This is a genomic window from Pseudarthrobacter sp. rb, assembly GCF_056389225.1.
Genome location: NZ_JBWJAR010000003.1, coordinates 1 through 18,575 on the forward strand (window position 1 = coordinate 1; position 18,575 = coordinate 18,575).

General features: G+C 66.4%; 20 protein-coding genes. 9 read left to right on the plus strand and 11 right to left on the minus strand.

Going from position 1 to position 18,575, the window contains the following annotated elements; genetic code table 11:
* Positions 1-149: 149 nt before the first annotated feature.
* Positions 150-1,007, minus strand: a complete 858-nt coding sequence (locus ACWRN3_RS05060; RefSeq protein ID WP_476740186.1) for a transglycosylase SLT domain-containing protein — start codon at positions 1,005-1,007, stop codon at positions 150-152.
* 22 nt (positions 1,008-1,029) lie between these two features.
* Positions 1,030-2,058 (minus strand): 2,3,4,5-tetrahydropyridine-2,6-dicarboxylate N-succinyltransferase, encoded by a 1,029-nt coding sequence (dapD, locus tag ACWRN3_RS05065; RefSeq protein ID WP_324642535.1) that lies wholly within the window; start codon positions 2,056-2,058, stop codon positions 1,030-1,032.
* 51 nt (positions 2,059-2,109) lie between these two features.
* On the opposite strand from dapD, the gene dapE reads away from it, so the two are divergent.
* Complete coding sequence (gene dapE / locus ACWRN3_RS05070) at positions 2,110-3,246, plus strand: succinyl-diaminopimelate desuccinylase (RefSeq protein ID WP_476740014.1); 1,137 nt, start codon at positions 2,110-2,112, stop codon at positions 3,244-3,246.
* Between the two features lie 83 nt (positions 3,247-3,329).
* On the opposite strand, the gene ACWRN3_RS05075 is transcribed toward dapE, so the two are convergent.
* The 4 genes from ACWRN3_RS05075 to ACWRN3_RS05090 form a co-directional block, all read right to left on the minus strand.
* Entirely contained in the window at positions 3,330-4,169 is an 840-nt protein-coding gene (locus ACWRN3_RS05075; protein WP_018768598.1) for an amino acid ABC transporter permease, read from the minus strand.
* Positions 4,166-4,816, minus strand: a complete 651-nt coding sequence (locus tag ACWRN3_RS05080; protein ID WP_018768597.1) for an amino acid ABC transporter permease — start codon at positions 4,814-4,816, stop codon at positions 4,166-4,168. Before ACWRN3_RS05080 ends, ACWRN3_RS05075 begins: the two co-directional genes overlap by 4 nt.
* 85 nt (positions 4,817-4,901) lie before the next feature.
* The gene (locus ACWRN3_RS05085) at positions 4,902-5,789 is read right to left on the minus strand and encodes a glutamate ABC transporter substrate-binding protein (protein ID WP_141159890.1); all 888 of its coding nucleotides are present in this window, start codon (positions 5,787-5,789) and stop codon (positions 4,902-4,904) included.
* Positions 5,790-5,858: 69 nt separating this feature from the next.
* Positions 5,859-6,614 (minus strand): amino acid ABC transporter ATP-binding protein, encoded by a 756-nt coding sequence (locus ACWRN3_RS05090; RefSeq protein WP_056334619.1) that lies wholly within the window; start codon positions 6,612-6,614, stop codon positions 5,859-5,861.
* A gap of 104 nt (positions 6,615-6,718) precedes the next feature.
* Between ACWRN3_RS05090 and ACWRN3_RS05095 the strand changes: the two genes are divergently transcribed.
* The 4 genes from ACWRN3_RS05095 to ACWRN3_RS05110 all read left to right on the plus strand — a co-directional run bounded on the left by ACWRN3_RS05095 (position 6,719) and on the right by ACWRN3_RS05110 (position 9,660).
* On the plus strand, positions 6,719-7,501 hold the full coding sequence (locus ACWRN3_RS05095) for an LOG family protein (protein WP_255172732.1): 783 nt from the start codon (positions 6,719-6,721) through the stop codon (positions 7,499-7,501).
* 43 nt (positions 7,502-7,544) lie between these two features.
* Positions 7,545-8,006, plus strand: a complete 462-nt coding sequence (locus tag ACWRN3_RS05100) for a DivIVA domain-containing protein (protein WP_324642532.1) — start codon at positions 7,545-7,547, stop codon at positions 8,004-8,006.
* Positions 8,003-9,259, plus strand: a complete 1,257-nt coding sequence (locus ACWRN3_RS05105) for a hypothetical protein (protein WP_476740015.1) — start codon at positions 8,003-8,005, stop codon at positions 9,257-9,259. Before ACWRN3_RS05100 ends, ACWRN3_RS05105 begins: the two co-directional genes overlap by 4 nt.
* A gap of 233 nt (positions 9,260-9,492) precedes the next feature.
* On the plus strand, positions 9,493-9,660 hold the full coding sequence (locus tag ACWRN3_RS05110; protein ID WP_009357720.1) for a DUF3117 domain-containing protein: 168 nt from the start codon (positions 9,493-9,495) through the stop codon (positions 9,658-9,660).
* 57 nt (positions 9,661-9,717) lie between these two features.
* Here ACWRN3_RS05110 and ACWRN3_RS05115 read toward each other — a convergent pair whose 3' ends face one another.
* On the minus strand, positions 9,718-10,350 hold the full coding sequence (locus tag ACWRN3_RS05115) for an O-methyltransferase (RefSeq protein WP_159631488.1): 633 nt from the start codon (positions 10,348-10,350) through the stop codon (positions 9,718-9,720).
* Positions 10,351-10,579: 229 nt separating this feature from the next.
* Between ACWRN3_RS05115 and sigE the strand changes: the two genes are divergently transcribed.
* The 3 genes from sigE (at position 10,580) to ACWRN3_RS05130 (ending at position 12,584) form a co-directional block, all read left to right on the plus strand.
* The gene (gene sigE / locus ACWRN3_RS05120) at positions 10,580-11,194 is read left to right on the plus strand and encodes an RNA polymerase sigma factor SigE (RefSeq protein ID WP_159631489.1); all 615 of its coding nucleotides are present in this window, start codon (positions 10,580-10,582) and stop codon (positions 11,192-11,194) included.
* Positions 11,195-11,201: 7 nt separating this feature from the next.
* Entirely contained in the window at positions 11,202-12,110 is a 909-nt protein-coding gene (locus ACWRN3_RS05125) for an anti-sigma factor (protein ID WP_476740016.1), read from the plus strand.
* A 69-nt stretch (positions 12,111-12,179) separates the two neighbouring features.
* Positions 12,180-12,584, plus strand: coding sequence for a twin-arginine translocase TatA/TatE family subunit (locus ACWRN3_RS05130; protein ID WP_476740017.1), 405 nt, complete (start codon positions 12,180-12,182; stop codon positions 12,582-12,584).
* Positions 12,585-12,593: 9 nt separating this feature from the next.
* On the opposite strand, the gene ACWRN3_RS05135 is transcribed toward ACWRN3_RS05130, so the two are convergent.
* The 3 genes from ACWRN3_RS05135 to ACWRN3_RS05145 form a co-directional block, all read right to left on the minus strand.
* The gene (locus tag ACWRN3_RS05135) at positions 12,594-13,751 is read right to left on the minus strand and encodes an Mrp/NBP35 family ATP-binding protein (protein ID WP_476740018.1); all 1,158 of its coding nucleotides are present in this window, start codon (positions 13,749-13,751) and stop codon (positions 12,594-12,596) included.
* Between the two features lie 64 nt (positions 13,752-13,815).
* A complete protein-coding gene (locus tag ACWRN3_RS05140) occupies positions 13,816-14,508 on the minus strand; it encodes a DUF1003 domain-containing protein (RefSeq protein WP_255172726.1) in 693 nt (230 codons plus the stop codon).
* Positions 14,492-15,775, minus strand: a complete 1,284-nt coding sequence (locus ACWRN3_RS05145; protein ID WP_026265667.1) for a magnesium transporter MgtE N-terminal domain-containing protein — start codon at positions 15,773-15,775, stop codon at positions 14,492-14,494. Before ACWRN3_RS05145 ends, ACWRN3_RS05140 begins: the two co-directional genes overlap by 17 nt.
* A gap of 77 nt (positions 15,776-15,852) precedes the next feature.
* Here ACWRN3_RS05145 and ACWRN3_RS05150 point away from each other — a divergent pair, with 77 nt between their 5' ends.
* Positions 15,853-16,872, plus strand: a complete 1,020-nt coding sequence (locus ACWRN3_RS05150) for a YflT domain-containing protein (protein WP_255172724.1) — start codon at positions 15,853-15,855, stop codon at positions 16,870-16,872.
* Between the two features lie 117 nt (positions 16,873-16,989).
* Here the strand turns inward: ACWRN3_RS05150 and ACWRN3_RS05155 are convergent, their stop codons facing one another.
* Positions 16,990-18,564, minus strand: a complete 1,575-nt coding sequence (locus ACWRN3_RS05155) for an aminopeptidase P family protein (RefSeq protein ID WP_476740019.1) — start codon at positions 18,562-18,564, stop codon at positions 16,990-16,992.
* Positions 18,565-18,575 lie beyond the last annotated feature (11 nt).

Here is an 18,575-nt window from a genome sequence, read left to right on the forward strand (position 1 = left end):
GGCGTCCACCGCGGCAGACACCTCCATGATCTGCCCAAAACCTCATCCCCGGCCAGAGCCCGGGGCGAGGCAGCCGCAAACTTTCTCCGAACACGGCGCGCCAGCGACGCTAGACCGCTAGCCCCTGCAGGGAGGACGACGGCGGGACGTCACGTGCCGCCGTCGTCCTGCCGTACGGTGATGCGCACCTGCCCGGCGGCGGCCCCCGACGCCTGCCATCCGTCCCCGCCCGGCCGGTCCCAGCTGCGGCCGGCAACTTCCACCTTGGTCACCGCCAGGTTCTTGGCATTCGCAACCGCCCACTGCGCCACCGACCACGCCAGTGCCCCGTCCGCGTCCACCACCAGGGTGGCGCCGTCCACCTGCGCATCCACGCCGCCGTAAGCCTGGTCCAGTTCCGTCACCACTGTTGTTGAATTCCCGCCCGCCGTCGGGGAACGCAGCGTGCACTGGACACCCGCGGGGGTCTGTCCGGTCAGCCCGGAAGCGAAGGCCCGGCCCATCTCCTCATGCTGGGCGTAGGCCTTAGGGTAGGCGGAACGCTGGACCTGCTGGGCCGCGTCAGTGATGTCCAGCGCCTCGTACCCGGGGATCTTCACCAGGGCGTCATAGAAGGCATTGACGGCGTAGTACGGGTCCATGATCTGGGCCTCGGTGCCCCAGCCCTGGGACGGCCGCTGCTGGAAGAGCCCCCGCGAGTCAGGGCCGGCCTGGTCGCCGTGGCCGATGTTGCGCAGCTTGGACTCCTGCATGGCAGTGGCCAGGGCAATGGTGGCGGCACGCGGAGGGAGGCCCCGCCGGACGGCCGCGGCGGTGATCAGGGCTGCGTTGGCCGCCTGGTCCGGCGCCAGTTCCCCGGTCCGGCCGCCGGCCGTGGCTGTGCAGCGTTCCGAGACGAGGGTCTCGGAACGCTGCACGAAGTACACCGCCGTGTAAATGCCTCCCGCTGCCAGTGCCAGGGTGAGGAGCAGCACCGCCAGGCGGCGCAGGCCGCGCCTGCGCGCCACAGACAGAGGTGCCACGAAGAGACTAGTTGGCGTGCAGGGCGTCGTTCAGTTCCACGGTCTGGCCCTTGCGGGGGAGAGCTTCCACCGCGCCCGTGGTGGAGTTGCGGCGGAACAACAGGTTGGGGACGCCGGAGAGCTCGGCGGCCTTGACGATCTTGGTGGTGTCCTCGCCCACCTCGTCCTTGGGGCCCGGAACGCGGACACGGGTGCCGGCCGTGACGTAGAGGCCGGCTTCCACTACCGAATCGTCACCGATGCTGATGCCCACACCTGAGTTTGCACCGAGCAGGACACGCTCGCCGATGGTGATCTTTTCCTTGCCGCCGCCTGACAGGGTGCCCATGATGGAGGCGCCGCCACCCACATCGCTGCCGTCACCGGCCACGACGCCCGCCGAAATGCGCCCCTCCACCATGGAGGTGCCCAGGGTTCCGGCGTTGAAGTTCACGAAGCCCTCGTGCATGACGGTGGTGCCGGCGGCAAGGTGCGCACCCAGGCGAACCCTGTCGGCGTCGGCAATCCTGACCCCGCTGGGTACCACGTAGTCCACCATGCGCGGGAACTTGTCGATGCCGTAGACGGTGACAGCGCCCCGCCGGCGCAGCTTGGCGCGCGTCAGTTCAAAGCCCTCGACGGCGGCGGGGCCGAAGTTGGTCCACACGACGTTGGGGAGCTTGGCGAAGATGCCGTCCAGGTTGATGGTGTTGGGCTGGACCAGGCGGTGCGAGAGAAGGTGCAACCGGAGGTAGGCGTCCGCGGTGTCGGCGGGGGCTTCGTCGAGGTTGACCTGGACAAAGACCACCTTCTGCTCCGTGCCGCGGTCCTGGTCTGCGCCGTTCTCAGCGATGGCGGTCAGGGCTTCGTCGGCGTTTTCCACCGAGCGGAGGTCCTCGGCCGCAACACCGAGTGCCGGTGCCGGGAACCAGACGTCCAGGACCGTGGTGCCGCTGCCGGCGGTGGCAACGGTGGCCACACCAAAGCCATAGGCGGAACGGTCATCAGCGTTGGAGGTCAGGGTTTCGGGCACGGCGGAGGAAGCAGTCTCAGTCATGTGCTCCAGTCTATCGAGGGCCGGGCCGCCGGTTCGAACTAGACTGGCTTCGTGACTGCTGAAACCGCCCCTGAATCTTCCGTGTCCCCCCTTGACCTGCACCAGGACGTTGCGCTGCTGACCGCGGCACTCATGGACATCAACAGCGTGTCGGGCAATGAGAAGCAGCTCGCGGACGCCGTCGAAGCGGCCCTGCGGGAGATTCCCCAGCTCACCGTGGTGCGCGACGGTGACGCCATCATTGCCCGCACGGAACTGGGCTTGGGTGAGCGCGTGATTCTCGCCGGCCACCTGGACACGGTCCCGCTTCCGCTGACTGAAGGTTCCAGGGGCACTGTCCCGTCCAGCTGGGAGTCCGGCGTTCCGGGCGAGGGCATCCTCTTTGGCCGCGGAGCCACCGACATGAAGGGCGGCGTGGCGGTCCAGCTCGCGCTGGCAGCAGGAATGTTCGACGGCGGCGCGCAGCCCAAGCGGGACGTCACCTTTGTGTTCTACGACCACGAGGAAGTGGAAGCGGTCAAGAGCGGCCTGGGACGCCTGGTCCGCAACCACGGAGACCTTCTGCAGGGAGACTTCGCCATCCTGCTGGAGCCCACGGACGGAACGGTGGAGGGCGGCTGCAACGGCACCAGCCGGTTCGAGGCCAGCACGGCGGGCGAGGCCGCACATTCGGCGCGGGCGTGGATGGGCAGCAACGCCATCCACGCAGCAGCCCCCATCCTGGCCCGCCTGGCATCCTACGAACCGCGGACCATTAACGTTGACGGGCTTGACTACCGGGAAAGCCTCAACGCGGTAAAGATCAACGGCGGCACTGCCGGCAATGTCATCCCGGACCGCTGCGTGGTGGAAATCAACTACCGGTTCGCCCCGGACAAGACGCCGGACCAGGCCGAAGCCCACGTCCGGGAACTGCTGGAGGGCTTTGACGTGGTCCGCACCGATGCCGCCGCGGGAGCGCGTCCTGGCCTGCAGCACCCGGCTGCCGCCTCCTTTGTTGCCGCCGTGGGAGCCGAGCCCAAGCCCAAATACGGCTGGACCGACGTCGCACGCTTCAGTGAGCTGGGCATCCCGGCGGTGAACTTCGGCCCGGGCGATGCACTGCTGGCACACAAGGACAACGAGCACGTCCACGCTGATGCCGTCCGCAAATGCCTCGCCGCGCTGCAAAGCTGGCTCGCTGGCTGACGGCCAGTAACCGAAAAGGTCCGGAACTCCCCACGGGAATTCCGGACCTTTTCTTGTTGGAGCACCTGATGCAGCTTGGAAGTCTAGGGAGCCGCAGCTTCCAGGACGTCGGGTTCGGCCTTCGCCATGCCGCCGGCGGCCTTCTTGGAGCCGCGGCGCTCGATCCATACGGCAAGCCGCGAAACCGAGATGTTGATGGCGATGTAAATGGCCGCCGCCACGAAGAAGATGGGGAACAGGTACTGCGTGCCCAGGAAGTCCGCCATGACCTGCACCGCGCGCAGCAGCTCGCCGTACGCCACGATGTAGCCCAGCGAGGTGTCCTTCAGCAGCACCACCATCTGCGCCACGAGGGAAGGCATCATGCGGCGGATCGCCTGCGGCAGCTCGATCAGCATACGAGACTTGTAGCTGGTGAGGCCGATGGCCAGGCCGGCTTCCCGTTGTCCCTTGGGCAGGGACTGGATGCCGGCGCGGATGATCTCGGCAAAGACCGCAGCGTTGTACAGCACCAGGCCGGCCACGACGGCGATGAACGCCGAGGTGCCGAACCCGAGCAGGATGAAGAGCATCATGAGGACCACGGGCATGCCGCGGAGGAATTCCAGGATGATCCTCATGGGAATCCGGATGAATGCGGCATCCGAAATGCGGAGCAGGCACAGCAGCAGGCCCAGCGGGAACGCGATGACTGCCGCCAGTGCGGCTGCGGAAAGCGTGGACCCCAGCCCCTTACCGAGCAGCTGCCACACGTCGCCGCGGGTGAAGATTTGCCAGCGGCGCGCTTCGAAGATGCCCTGCTGGGCGAGGATCGTGACCACCCAGGCCAGCAGGCCGAGAATCAGCAGACCGCCGATGATGGAGGCAATGAGGGAAACCCGGCGCGCTTTGGGTCCGGGGACGTCGTAGAGAACCGAGCTCATCGGGCAATCGCCACCTTTCGTTCCACCGTGTTGGCGAGGATTCCCAGCGGAACGGTGAGGAGCAGATAGAAGAACGCCGTGCCCAGCAGGACGGTGATGACGGCGTCGCCGTTGGCGTTGGCCAGCTGGCGGCCGTAGCCGAACAGCTCCAGGACGAAGAAGGCGCCGGCCACGGAAGAGTTCTTGACGAGCGCGATCAGGATGTTGATCAGCGGCGGGATAACCGTCCGCAGGGCCTGGGGGAGGATGATGAGCGAGAGCACCTGGCCGAACTTCATGCCGATGCTGCGCGCTGCCTCGGCCTGGCCGACAGGCACGCTGTTGACACCTGAGCGGACAGCTTCGGCGATGAACGCGGCGGTGTAGGTGCTGAGGGCAATGATGGCAGCGATCTCGAACTGCTCGAATTTGACCCCGATCCGAGGGAGTACCACCGCTGCGAAGAAGAACGCGATGGTCAGCGGCGTATTGCGGAGTACCTCTACGTACACGGTGCTGAAACCGCGCAGCGCCGCCACCGGGGAGACGCGTGCCGCGGCCAGCAGGGTGCCAAGAATCAACGCGAAAATGCCGGAAACGACAGAGAGAAAAAGAGTGCGGAGAAAACCTTCCCAGTACAGGGGCAGGTTTTCAAAGATGACGTCCATAAGATCCTTCGGCTGTAAGCGTGGACGGATTAACGGCTGTGCCGCCGGGGCTGCTGGACAGCCCCGGCGGCGCGGCGGACGCTACTTAGTAACGGTTGATGGCCGGGAGGCTGGGGGCGGTCTTAATGACCGAACCTGCAGTGGCTTCCCAGGCCTTCTTGTAGGAGCCGTCCTTTTCGAAGGATTCGAGCTGATCGTTGATCCAGTTGCGGAACTCGGTGTCGCCCTTCTTCAGGCCGATGCCGTAAGGCTCCTTGGTGAAGGTTTCGTCAGAGGCGAGCTTGAAGGCGTCCGGCTCCTTGTCAACGAAACCGGCCAGGATCACGTTGTCCGTGGTCACGGCTTCAACCTGCTTGTTGCGCAGCGGCTCCAGGCAGGCGGAGTAGGTGGCGGCCGGGACGAGCTCGGCGCCGTACTTGTCCACGATCGTGGCGGCCGGGGTGGAACCGGTGACGGAGCAGACCTTCTTGCCCTTGACGTCCTCGGGCTTCTTGATGGTGTCGTTGTCCTTGTTCACCATGAGGGCCTGGCCGGCTTCGTAGTACGGGCCGGCGAAGTCGACAACCTGCTTGCGCTTGTCGCTGATGGTATACGTGGCGATGACCAGGTCAACCTTGCCCTGCTCGATGAAGGGCTCGCGGTTGGCGGAAACGGTCTCGGACCATTCGATCTTGTCCGCGGGGATGCCCAGCTTGGCGGCGATCAGCTTGCCCATTTCGACGTCGAAACCTACGGGCTTGCCGTCCAGGCCCACCTGGCCGAACAGCGGCTGGTCGAACTTGGTGCCGATCTTGATGGTGCCGGCGGAGGACAGCTTCGCCATGGTGGTTCCGGCAGCGAACGACGGCTTCTCAACGGGGCTCGGGTTGCTGGAGCCGCCTGAGTCTCCACCGCCGCAGGCGCTGAGCGACAGTGCGAGGGCAGCGGTAGCCGCCACGACGAAGGACTTTCGCCGGGACATAAATGCCTTCATGACATTCCTTTCATTGGTGGCCGCGGGTTTCCGGCCTGGATACGATCTGAAGTGTGGTTGTTCGGTAAGTCAGTGGGTGAGGAGCTTGGACAGGAAGTCCTTGGCCCGGTCACTCTTCGGGTTGGTGAAGAACTCCTCCGGGGTGGCGTCCTCCACGATCTGGCCGTCCGCCATGAAGACCACGCGGTCGGCGGCCTTGCGGGCGAAGCCCATCTCGTGGGTGACCACGATCATGGTCATGCCTTCCTTGGCGAGCTGGACCATGACGTCCAGGACCTCGTTGATCATTTCGGGGTCCAGCGCTGACGTGGGCTCGTCGAACAGCATCACCTTCGGCTTCATTGCCAAGGCACGGGCGATCGCAACGCGCTGCTGCTGGCCGCCCGAGAGCTGGGCCGGCAGCTTGGGCGCCTGGTGGCCCACGCCCACCCGTTCCAGGAGCGCCATGGCGTCCTTTTCCGCTGCCGCCTTGGAGGCGCCTTTGACCTTGATCGGCCCCAGGGTGACGTTTTCAAGGATGGTCTTGTGCGCGAACAGGTTGAACGACTGGAAGACCATTCCGACGTCGGCGCGGAGCTGTGCAAGTTCCTTGCCTTCCTCGGGGAGGACCTTCCCGTCGATGCTGATGGTTCCGCCCTCGATGGTTTCCAGGCGGTTGATTGCCCGGCAGAGGGTGGACTTACCGGAGCCGGAGGGCCCGATGACCACAACAACCTCGCCCTTGCGGACCTGGAGGTTGATGTCCTTCAAAACGTGCAGCTGGCCGTAATGCTTGTTAACGGCGTTCAGGGAGACGAGAGCATCGCCGGGCACATGAGTAGTCATAGGAAAGAATCTAGCGAACAACCGGGGGTTATGACGCCAATCACCCCAAGTTCATGCTGATCGTGATTCAAGAGATACCTGGAGTTGGAGGTTAGCCTAGGGGAATGAGCATCAACGCAGATCCGGCCAAGAATTCCCAGCCGCGCCGTAAGGGGCCCCTCGAACTGCGCCGCAAGCAGGCGGCCGTGGAAATGTCGGACCAGCATCTGCTCGATACGAAAGGCCCCGGCCAGTTCGTCCATACCGACCCGTGGCGGGTCCTGCGCATCCAGAGCGAATTCGTCGAGGGCTTCGGCGCGCTGGCGGACATCGGGAAGGCGGTCAGCGTGTTCGGCTCAGCCCGCACCAAGCCCGGAAGCCTGTACTACGAGATGGGCGTGGAGGTGGGGCGCAAGCTCGCCGAAGCCGGAGTCGCCGTGATCACCGGCGGCGGCCCGGGTTCCATGGAGGCGGCCAACCGGGGAACGGTGGAAGGCAACGGCGTATCGGTGGGCCTCGGCATTGAACTGCCCTTCGAGCAGGGCCTGAACCAGTGGGTGGACCTGGGCATCAACTTCCGCTACTTCTTCGCCCGCAAGACCATGTTCGTCAAATATGCCCAGGGCTTCATCGTGCTGCCCGGCGGCCTGGGCACCCTGGATGAGCTGTTCGAGGCCATGGTACTGGTCCAGACCCGGAAGGTGACGTCGTTCCCCATCGTCCTCCTGGGCGTCGACTTCTGGGGGCCGATGATCGACTGGATCAGGGGAACACTGGTGGCCGAGGGCATGGTGTCCGAGAAGGACCTGGACCTCATCCAGCTGGTCGATGACCCCGCGGAAGCTGTGGACCGGGTCCTCAGCGGCGCCGTGACCCCGTCACTGAACGGGGAACAGCGGCCGGAGTAGCTGCGGGCCGCGGTTGGCGCCACCGGTCTGGCACGATGGAACAGTGAGCTTCTTTCTGGTTTTCCTTGCCGTCGTCCTCGTGGCGGCGGTCCTTTGGGCCGGCCTGGGCCGGCGCTCCCGCAAGCCGGACGGGGCGGCGCTGCCCGTCCTGCTGGGCGGTTTCGAAGAGCCGCCGGCCAACCTGCCGCCGGTGCTGCTGCCGGAGCGCGCCGTTCCGGAGGACGTGACCCGCCTTCGCTTCTCGCTGGGCCTGCGCGGCTACCGGATGGACCAGGTGGACCAGGTCCTGGACGAACTGCGGGACCAGCTGGCGGCACGCGACGCAGAACTGGCCGAACTGCGGGACCGGCTGGCCGCCACGGAGGTGCAAACCGGCGCCGGTACGCGGCAGCCGGACGACGACGGGCTCCCGGCCCACGGCACGGCTCCGGAAGTGCCGGACGCCGGAGAGGGCGGGAACCAGGCGGTCCATGAGGACGCTGCCCCGCGGAAGGGCGGCCTGTGAGCACAGTTGCCCGCCGCAGCCCGCTGGCCTCTGCCGGCAATATGGCCCACCGGGCTGCGTCCGCCGTCCGCGGGTGGCCATGGTGGCTCCAGGTCACGGCACTGTACGGCGGATCCAGGCTGGTAACAGCCTGCATCTTCATGGCCGCGGCGCTCCACCAGGGCCCCAACCCCTGGTTTCCGCCAAAGCCGGACTATTGGAACTTCATCAACATCTGGGACGCCCGCTGGTACGCACAGGTCATCGCCAACGGCTACCCGTCGGTCCTTCCCACGGACGCCGCCGGTAACGTCCAGGAAAACACGTGGGCTTTCTACCCGCTTTTTCCTGCACTGGCCGGCGGACTCAGCCGCCTTACCGGGCTGAACCCGGCCGCCGCGCTCACGCTGGTCGCCATGCTGGCCGGATGGGGTGCTGCGCTGGCGGTGTACGCACTCTTCCGGCAGAAGGCCCCGCACGCACCCGCCATGTGGGGTGTTGCCTTCTTCTCGGTCTTCCCCGTCTCGGCTGTGCTGCAGGTGCCCTACGCCGAGCCGTTGTCCCTCCTGCTGCTCGCGGGGGCACTGCTCCTGGTGGTGCGCCGCCAGTACCTCTGGGCCGCCCCCGTAGTGGTCCTGTTGTGCCTGTCCAGGCCCGTGGGCGTTCCCTTCGCCGTCATGCTGGGGCTGCTCCTGGTCTTCCACGCCGCCGCAAATGTCCGCCGCGGGCGGCAACGGGCTCCGGCTGACAATGCCCACTCGGTCAAGGACCTGGGGGCACTCACCGGGCTCACCGCCGTCGCAGGCCTGTCCGCGCTGGCCTGGCCGGCTGCGGCATGGGCGGCTACCGGGGACCTGCAGGCGTACACCAAAACCGAAACCGTCTGGCGGGGCCGCGACCTGGTGCCTTTCAAGCCGTGGTTCGACGCCGGCGTCGACCTCTTTGGTCCTGTGCTGGGCGTCCTCGCGCCCCTGGTGTTCGCGGCGTTGTTCGGCGTGATGCTGTTCCTGCCCCCGGTGGTGCGGCTCGGCGTCGAACTGCGGCTCTGGTGTGCCTGCTACATGGGCTACCTGCTGGCGTTCCTCCACCCCCAGACCAGTACGTTCAGGATGCTGCTGCCGCTGTTTCCGCTGGCCTTGGGCGCGGTGTTCCTGTCCCGGTCCAGGGCGTACCGGGGGACCGTGGTGGCCATGTTCCTGCTGCTGCAGATCGTCTGGATCGTGTGGCTGTGGGCGTGGGCACAGCTGCCCGGGGGAGGCGATTACCCGCCGTAGCAAAACGGGCTTTCGCGCAGGTCAGGGCGGGAATGACACGTTCCGGGAAATGTCCATCGATTAGCTACGTGCGGGTAATTCCGCGATAATGATAGGTAAGCAAGGACAAAAGCATTCAGAAAACGCGCAGCCTCGGCGGTGGTCCAACCACCCCGCCACAGCGGCCTGATCGACATGCGGACACAGCCCGCCCGGGCTGATTAGTCCTGGGACAAAATGGAGGGGAATTCCTCATGGCGGCTATGAAACCACGCACCGGCGACGGCCCAATGGAAGTCACCAAGGAGGGCCGCAGCCTGATCATGCGGGTCCCGCTCGAAGGCGGCGGGCGCCTGGTGGTCGAACTGAACGCGGCCGAGGCAGCAAACCTCAAGGAATGCCTGGTTGGCGTTACCGAATAGTCGTGCCGGTCAGGGTGCGCAGCCCGCGGGCTGCGCACCCTGACCTTTATGCGGCGACTACTTCTTGACGGCCACCAGCAGGCCGTCCCCGGTGGGAAGCATTGCCGAAGCAAGCCTGTCGTCGTCCCGGATGGCCTTGCCCACCTGCCGCAGGGTCACCGTGTTGGGCTCGCGCCCCGCAGGGTTGGCCACCTTGTCCTTGTCCAGGGCATCGTTGATGACCAGCAGGCCCGAACGCTTGAGCAGCCGGATGGCCTGTTCCACGTAGCCGGGGAGTCCGGGCTTGTCCGCATCAATGAAGACAAGATCATAGGCGCCGTCCGTGAGCCGGGGGAGGACGTCGCCCGCGCGGCCGGAAATAGTGCGGGTCCGGTTGGCGGGACTGCCGGCCTCGGCGAACGCTTCGCGGGCAGCCCGGAGGTGCTCCACGTCCACATCGATGGTGGTCAGGACAGCATGCGCGCCAAGGCCCCGCAGCAGGCAGACGCCGGAGACGCCGGCGCCGGTGCCGATCTCCACCGCCGTCTGCGCTTTTGACGCAGCGGCCAGGACCGTGAGGACCGCGCCCACGCCGGGACTGATGGCGCTGACGCCCAATTCAAAAGAACGTTCCCGGGCCCGAAGCATAACCTCATCCTCAGCGGGCAGATCTTCTGCATAGGACCAGCTGCTGGACTTGTCGGCGCTCATGAATAATCGCTTTCTGGGCGTAAAGGGGGAATGTCTCCTCCAGCCTACTGTGTCCGGCCGGGCCGGGCAGGGAAGCAGGCGTTGCGCCGACGGCTGAAGTTTGCGCCCGATCAGGAAATTCCCAGCCAAGTTTGAAATGATTGGTATCCGCTCATCCAAAAGGTGACCGGCGCCGAATCAGAGATGTCAACAGTATCCGGGCGTTAGCATTCCACGAGGGGAGTGGACGATGTCATCTTCAGTTGTGGCACCTGTCCCTGCAGTAAACAATCCCGATGATGAGTGGGTCCGTCCCACCTGGGAAGAAGTGGTCACCAACCACTCCGCGAAGGTCTACCGGCTGGCCTACCGCCTGACCGGCAACAAGTTCGACGCCGAGGACCTCACCCAGGAGGTCTTTGTCCGCGTGTTCCGTTCGCTGGAGAACTTCAAGCCCGGAACCCTCGATGGCTGGCTCCACCGCATCACCACCAACCTGTTCCTTGACCAGGCCCGCCGGAAGACCCGCATCCGTTTCGACGCGCTGGCGGAGGACGCGGAGTCCCGGCTGCCAGGCCGGGAGCCAGGCCCGGAGCAGAGCTTCGAGTTGAACAACCTGGACCTGGACGTGCAGGCCGCGCTGGAGGAACTGCCGCCGGACTTCCGTGCCGCGGTGGTCCTGTGCGACCTTGAAGGGCTCTCCTACGACGAAGTCGCCGAGGCCCTGGGCGTTAAGCTGGGCACCGTCCGTTCGCGCATCCACCGGGGACGGACCATGCTCCGCGAAAAGCTGGCCCACCGCGATCCGCGCCCGCAGCAGTCCCGCCGCAAGCTTTCGATGCCCCGCATCGCCGGCATCCTCTGAACGGCATATGAAGTCCCAGTTTCCTTTCGGCGGCAGGCATCAGCGCACCGGCAGCCACCTTGAGGCCTGCCAGGAGTGTGCCGCCACCGTGCGCCGGGAACGGCAGTACCTTGAGCGCCTGCGGGAGGCTCCCATTCCGCCCGCCAGCCAGGACCTGACGGCACGGCTGCTGGCCCGGACCCACGAACTGGCAGCCCAGCCGGCCGCCCCGGTGGCGGCGCACCAGGGTGTCACCTCCCGCATGGCCGCCCGGGCCCTTGCGCTCACCGCCGGCGGAACCGTGGCCGCGGCCGGCGTGCTGGCCGTGGGGGCGTTCACGGCAGCCGGGGACCCCGGGGCCGGCGAACCAGCGGGAACCGAGGCCGCTTTTTCGCATGTCTCATCACAGACCCCCGCTGACGGCCGGACCTTGACCGCCGCGCAGCTGGCCACCCTGCGTTCTGAAGGATGGGCGTGTCCGGACCTGCAGGCCATGGGATTCCATCTGGAAGCGGCACGTGCGCTGGTGGTTAACGGGGAGCCCGCAGTTGAGCTGAGGCTCACTGACGGCGCACACCACGCCACTGTCACGGAGCAGCACCTTGTCACCAATGAACCAGCAGGCCAGGCCCCCGTGGTTCACGGGGTTGCAGAGGGGGAGAGCGACCCGGGCCAGCAGGGTGGACCGGTGCAGGTGCCGGGCACCTCCCAGTGGTCCGCCACCTACCGGGCCGCAGGCCTCACCATCACGTACCGCTCCGACCTGCCCGCGGAGCAGGCCGACGATGCCATGCCCATCCTCAAGCGGCTTGCCGATTCCGCGGCGGAGGGGGTCGCGGCAGCCGTCCCGGACCGGCCGGAAGGGCAGGCCGCGGAACCCCTGGATGCACGGCTGGAGCGCGGAATCAACAAGATCGCGGCCCTGTTCACCCAATGACACGGACTGTTTACCCGCCCGCCGGGTGGGAATCGTCACTCGCTGCCCGGAGAGGGTAATCTTCCTAAAGTGTTTGGAATCAACGGCCCGGAGTTCATCCTTCTGCTGATCATTGGCGTGCTGGTGATCGGCCCCCAGCGGCTGCCGGAATATACCCAGAAGCTGGCGAACCTGGTCAAGGAAGTCCGCCGGATGGCCAACGGTGCCCGTGAGCAAATCAAGGAAGAAGTGGGCATCGACATCGACGATGTCGACTGGAAGAAGTACGATCCCCGCCAGTACGATCCCCGGCGCATCATCAAGGAAGCACTGCTCGACGACGACACCAAGCCTGTCAGCGCAGGCGCCCCCGCCGCGGCGGCTGCCGTTTCCGGTGCTGCGGCCGCAGCAGATGCCGCCCCCCACCGGCCCGAAAGGGTAGTCCAGCGGCTCGCCCCGGGCGAGACCGCCCCGTTCGACACCGAAGCCACTTAGGCGGCCCACTCAGCGGGGCTGCAGACCCAGCTTCATCCCCGCGAGGCCGCGCGGTTTGGCGGCAAGCTGCCCGGCGATGCCGTTAAGCGCGGCCGCCGCCGGAGCCCCGGGCCTGCCAAGGACGATCGGCACCCCTGCATCCCCGCCCTCGCGCAGCTCGATGTCCAAGGGAATCTGGCCCAGCAAGGGAACGTCCGCTCCCACCGTGGCGCTGAGCCGTTCCGTGAGCACCGTCCCGCCGCCGCGGCCGAAGAGCTCCATCCGGCCGCCGTCGGGCATCTCCAAATACGACATGTTCTCGATGACGCCTGCGATCTTCTGCCCGGTCTGCGTGGCGATGGCACCGGCCCGTTCGGCGACGTCGGCTGCCGCTGCCTGCGGCGTCGTGACCACCAGGATTTCGGCCTTGGGCAGCAGCTGGGCAACGGAGATGGCGATGTCACCGGTGCCCGGCGGAAGGTCCAGGAACAGGGCATCCAGGTCGCCGAAATAGACATCTGTGAGGAACTGTTCCAGCGCCCGGTGCAGCATGGGTCCGCGCCAGGCCACCGGCTGGTTGCCGGTCACGAACATGCCGATGGAAATCACCTTCACGCCGTAGGCCACCGGCGGAAGGATCATGTCGTCCACTTGCGTGGGTTTTTGCGTGATGCCGAGCAGGGCGGGTACGGAGAAGCCGTAGACGTCGGCGTCCACGATGCCCACCCGGAGGCCCTGGGCGGCCAGTGCCGTGGCCAGGTTGACCGTTACCGAGGACTTGCCCACGCCGCCCTTGCCGCTGGCCACCGCGTAGACCTTGGTCAGGGAATCCGGCTCGTTGAAGGGAATCCTGCGCTGGCCGCCCGGCCCGCGCAGCTTTTCCTTGAGGGCATCACGCTGCGCCTGGTCCATTACCTTGAGCTCGACGTTGACGGCCGTGACGCCGGGGACCGCTGAAAGGGCTTTCTGCGAATCGGCGGTGATGGTATCCCGTAACGGGCAGCCGGCGATGGTGAGCAGGACCGCCACGGTGACCTTCCCGTCGTCGGACACCTGGACGGATTCCACCATGCCCAGTTCCGTGATGGGGCGGCGCAGCTCCGGATCAATGACCGTCGCCAGGGCATCGTTGACGGCACGGACCAGTGGTGACCAGCCGGTGGCTGCGGGGTTTGTGGGGGCGCTCATGGACGGAGCCTCGGCTTTCGTGCGGTATCGGCGACGGGCCGGCCGGTGACGGTCGGCCTGCTTGTCATTGGGCAGAGTGGCCGGGTTTAACGCGGGGGATCTGCTGGGTGCGCGGGTTGCGCTGGCGGTCCCGCTGTTCGCGCAGTTTGTCCTTGACCTTGTCCCGCGGGGATTCGTGCGAGCCGGGACCGGAGTCCTCGTGGGTGCGCAGCTCCTCCTGGGCTTCCAGGAGGTCTTCCAGGAGGGAACGCAGCTCGGCCCGGACATAGTCCCGGGTTGCTACTTCGCGCAGTGCGATCCGCAGGGAGGCAAGCTCCCGGGTCAGGTACTCGGTATCGGACAGGTTGCGCTCGGCGCGCTGCCGGTCCTGCTGCAGCGAGACGCGGTCGCGGTCATCCTGCCGGTTCTGCGCCAGCAGCAGCAGGGGTGCCGCATAGGAGGCCTGCAGCGACAGCATCAGGGTCAGCAGGGTGAAGCCCAGGTCCCTCGAGTCGAACTGCCAGTCGACAGGCGCCCATGTGTTCCAGCCGAGCCAGAAAATGCAGAACACGGTCATGTAGACCAGGAACTGCGGGGTGCCCATGAACCGGGCAAAGCCCTCGGTGGCGTGGCCGAAGGCGTCCGGGTCCGGGGAGAACTTGGGCAGGATCCGCTGACGGGCGCTCAAAGGTGTGTCGAGACTGCCTTTTGATTCCGCATTGGCCAGGTTCCGCTGGTTGGTGTTCTTCGGAGCGCTGTTATCAGCCAATGCGGCCACCGAGCTTTCTTATCGGGGCTTCGCCATCATGGGCGCGCCAGTCGTCCGGCAACAAGTGATCCAATACGTCATCAACAGTCACCGCCCCCACAAGCCGGCCGGCGTCATTGACCACCGGGAGGGAGTTCAGGTTATAAGTCGCCAAAGTCCGTGCCACTTCGCTGATGTGGGCCTGGTCGGACAACGGCTCCAGGTTCTTGTCCACCAGGTTTCCCAGTGCCTCGAACGGCGGGAACCGCAACAGCTGCTGAATGTGCACCACGCCCAGGAATCGGCCGGTGGGCGTTTCCAGCGGCGGCCGGGCAATGAAGATCGACGACGCCAGGGCGGGGGAGAGCTCCTCGCGCCGGACGTGGGCCAGGGCTTCGGCGACAGTGGCCTCAGGGGGCAGGATGACAGGCACCGGGGTCATCAGGCCGCCGGCGGTGTCCTCGTCGTACTCAAGCAGGCGGCGGACGTCTTCGGCGCCTTCAGGCTCCATGAGCTGGAGCAGTTCCTCTGCCTGGGCGGAGGGGAGTTCACCGAGGAGGTCGGCGGCGTCGTCGGGATCCATCTCCTCCAGGACGTCCGCGGCGCGCTGGACATCCAGGGCGGAGAGGATCTCCACCTGGTCGTCCTCGGGCAGTTCCTGGAGGACGTCCGCGAGCCGTTCGTCCTGCAGTTCGCTGGCAACCTCGAAGCGGCGCTTGTCGCTCATTTCCTGCAGGGCCTCGGCGAAGTCCGCGGGCTTGAGGTCCTCGTGGTTGGCCACGAACTGGGTGGCAGCCTGAGGTTCGGTGCGCGGCCCCTGCTGGGCGTCCGCCCAGTCGATGATCAACGTTTCGTTGCGCCGCAGCCGGCTCAAAGGGGACAGGGAGTGGCCGCGCCGCACAAAGAGCTTGCTGACGAACCAGTCGCGGGACCGGTGCTGGTCTATGGCGATGTCCTCGATCGTGGCGTCGCCGCTGCCGTCGCGGAGGGTAACCCGGCGGTCGAACATCTCGGCCACCACCAGGGTTTCCGCCCCGCGCTGTTCAAACCGGCGCAGGTTGACCAGGCCTGTGCAAATAATCTGCGTCTGGTCGATCGAGGTGATGCGGGTCATGGGCACGAAGACACGCTTCTTGCCCGGAACTTCCACCACAATGCCCACCACGTGCGGGGCTCCCTGGGTTCCCCGGGACAGCACAACAACGTCACGCAGCCGGCCCAGCCGGTCGCCCAGCGGGTCGAAGACGTCGAGGCCCAGGAGGCGTGCCACGAAGACGCGTGTAGGTGTTGTGCTCACCACTACAGGCTACCGAGTCTGCTCTCTTTTAGCTGAATTTACAGGCGGCACCCACCTTGATGGGCAAGAATGGGTTTATGTCGAACATTTTTGGTGCTCCCAAGGCCGGCGCCGCGAACGGACCGGACGATGCCCGGGCTGTTCCCACCGGTGACACCGTAGGCTCCTACACTTCCTACCTCGACGCCCAGAAAGCGGTTGACTACCTGGCGGACCAGCAGTTCCCGGTCCAGATGGTGTCCATCGTGGGCAATGAACTGAAGATGGTGGAGCGGGTTACGGGGCGCCTGAGCTACCCGCGGGTGGCGTTGTCGGGAGCGCTCAGCGGCATGTGGTTCGGCCTGTTCGTGGGCGTCATGCTGTCCTTCTTCGCTCCGTCACCCGGGTACTTCTCCATCATGACCTCGGTGCTGATGGGCGCGGCGTTCTTCATGCTGTTCGGCATCGTCACCTACGCCATGCAGCGCGGCAAGCGGGACTTCACCTCCACCAGCCAGGTGGTGGCCACCAGCTACGACGTGATCGTGGCCCCGGAGGCAGCCCACGAGGCCCGGCGGCTCCTGCAGCAGTTGCCCATGTCCCGCTCGGACGCGGCATCCGGCCACGGCCCGTATACGCAGCATGACTACTACAACCAGCCGTACCAGCAGCAGCACCACCAGCAGCCCGGGCAGCAGCAGGGGCAGGGCCCGGCCCGCCCCGCCGGCTGGAACGATCCCTACGGCCAGCGGTCCTCCGGTTCGTCCGCCCATAACGGGCCGGAGCAGGAAGGCCACGGGTACCCGGACGACGCCGGCCAGCAGCATACCGGCCAGCAGCCGGCGCAGCAGTACGACGGCGGCCAGCAGCACAGCGGCCAGCAGCCGGTCCGTTCCGTCCGTTACCCGGACCTGCCGGACGGCCGCCCGCAGTACGGCGTGCGCCTGCCCCAGGGCCCTGCCGCCGAAGCGGGGCAGCCGGGCATGGGACAGACCACGGAACACCGGGCAGAAGCAGAACACCGGGCAGGGGACCACGTGCAGGATGGCGCGGAGCACCCGGGTGAAAACCAGTATGGTCCGGACGGGGACCAGCACCGGGGCGACCACCGGCAGTAACACCGCAGGTGCGTCGAGGTCCAGGAGCCTGACGGCGTCCGTACCGGGGCCCACAAAAACCGCGGGGGGCCGGTGCATTTATCCCCGCGCCCCCGCTCTTTGATTCTTCAGCCCCTGTCAGGCTTCTTCGGTCCGGTAGATGCCGGCCATCCAGTCCTCCACATCCTCCGCATTGCGTGGCAGGGCGGCACTAAGGTTGACGGGGCCATCAGCGGTCATGAGGATATCGTCCTCGATCCTGACACCGATCCCGCGGTATTCCTCCGGGATGGCCAGGTCTTCCTTCTTGAAGTACAGACCCGGCTCAATGGTGAACACCATTCCCTCGGTGAGGACGCCGTCAAGGTAGAGTTCCCGCTTGGCCTGCGCACAGTCATGGACGTCCAGGCCCAGGTGGTGGCTGGTGCCGTGCGGCATCCAGCGGCGGTGCTGCTGGCCCTCCGGGCTGATGGCTTCCTCCACGCTGACGGGCAGGATTCCCCATTCGGCCAGGCGCTCGGCCAGGACCGTGGTGGCTGCGGTATGGATGTCACGGAACTTGGTTCCCGGCTGGGCCGCCGCGAATCCGGCGTCGGCAGCGTCGAGGACCGCCTGGTAGACCTTGCGCTGGATGTCGCTGAAGGTGCCGCTGGCCGGAAGGGTCCGGGTGATGTCCGCGGTGTAGAGCGAGTCGGCCTCGACGCCGGCGTCCAGGAGCAGGAGCTCGCCGGCGTGGATCCGGCCCGTGTTCCGGGTCCAGTGCAGCACGGTGGCGTTGTTGCCGGACGCCGCGATGGTGTCGTAGCCCAGTTCGTTGCCTACCTCGCGGGCACGGGCGAAAAAGGCCCCCTCCACCACGCGTTCACCGCGGGCGTGCGTGAGGGCCCGCGGCAGGGCCTTGACCACCTCTTCGAATCCTTCAACGGTGGCCGACACCGCAATCTTCATCTGCTCGATTTCCCACTCGTCCTTGAGCAGGCGCAGTTCGGAGAGGGCTTCGCTGAGTTTCTCGTCCAGGGCGTCGAGCACTTCGAGGTCCAGGTTCTCGGGGTCCCTGGCCGTGTTGTACCGGGCTGTATCCACCAGTGCGTCAATGTTGTCGTCAACCTTGCGGACCAGGCGGATGGAGATGCCGCCGATCTCCGGGGCGCCCACATCCTTGGTGATTGCCGTTTCCAGCTGGTCGATGTGCGCGGTGGCCAGTCCCAGCCGGGCCTCGAACTCTTCGAGGGTGGGGCGGGCCCCAATCCAGAACTCACCGGAGCGGGAGTCCGCGTAGAACTGTTCCGTGTCCCTGCCGGCCAGCGGCCGGAAGTACAGCGTGGCGCGGTGGTGGGCGCCGTCGTCGCCCGTTCCCTCTTCCACCGGTTCCAGGATCAGGACCGCGTCGGGCTCGTGGTCCAGCCCGAGGCCCGTCAGGTGGGCGAAGCCGGAGTGCGGGCGGAAGCGGTAGTCGCAGTCGTTGGAACGGACCTTGAGCGGCCCCGCGGGGATGACCAGGCGTTCGCCTTTGAACTGGGCCGAGATTGCCTTGCGCCGGGTTGCGGCGTAGCCGGCGACGGCGTCGCGCCCGGGGAGCTCCTGGCTGGACGGCGCCCAGTTGCTGGCCATGAAGGCCTTGAAGGCGTTGGAACTGGGCCGCTGGGAGCGGTTGTTGACGCGGTCCTCCAGCGGCTGGGAAGCAGAGTTTTGGGTGTTTTCGGCATCGTTCACGGCACCATCGT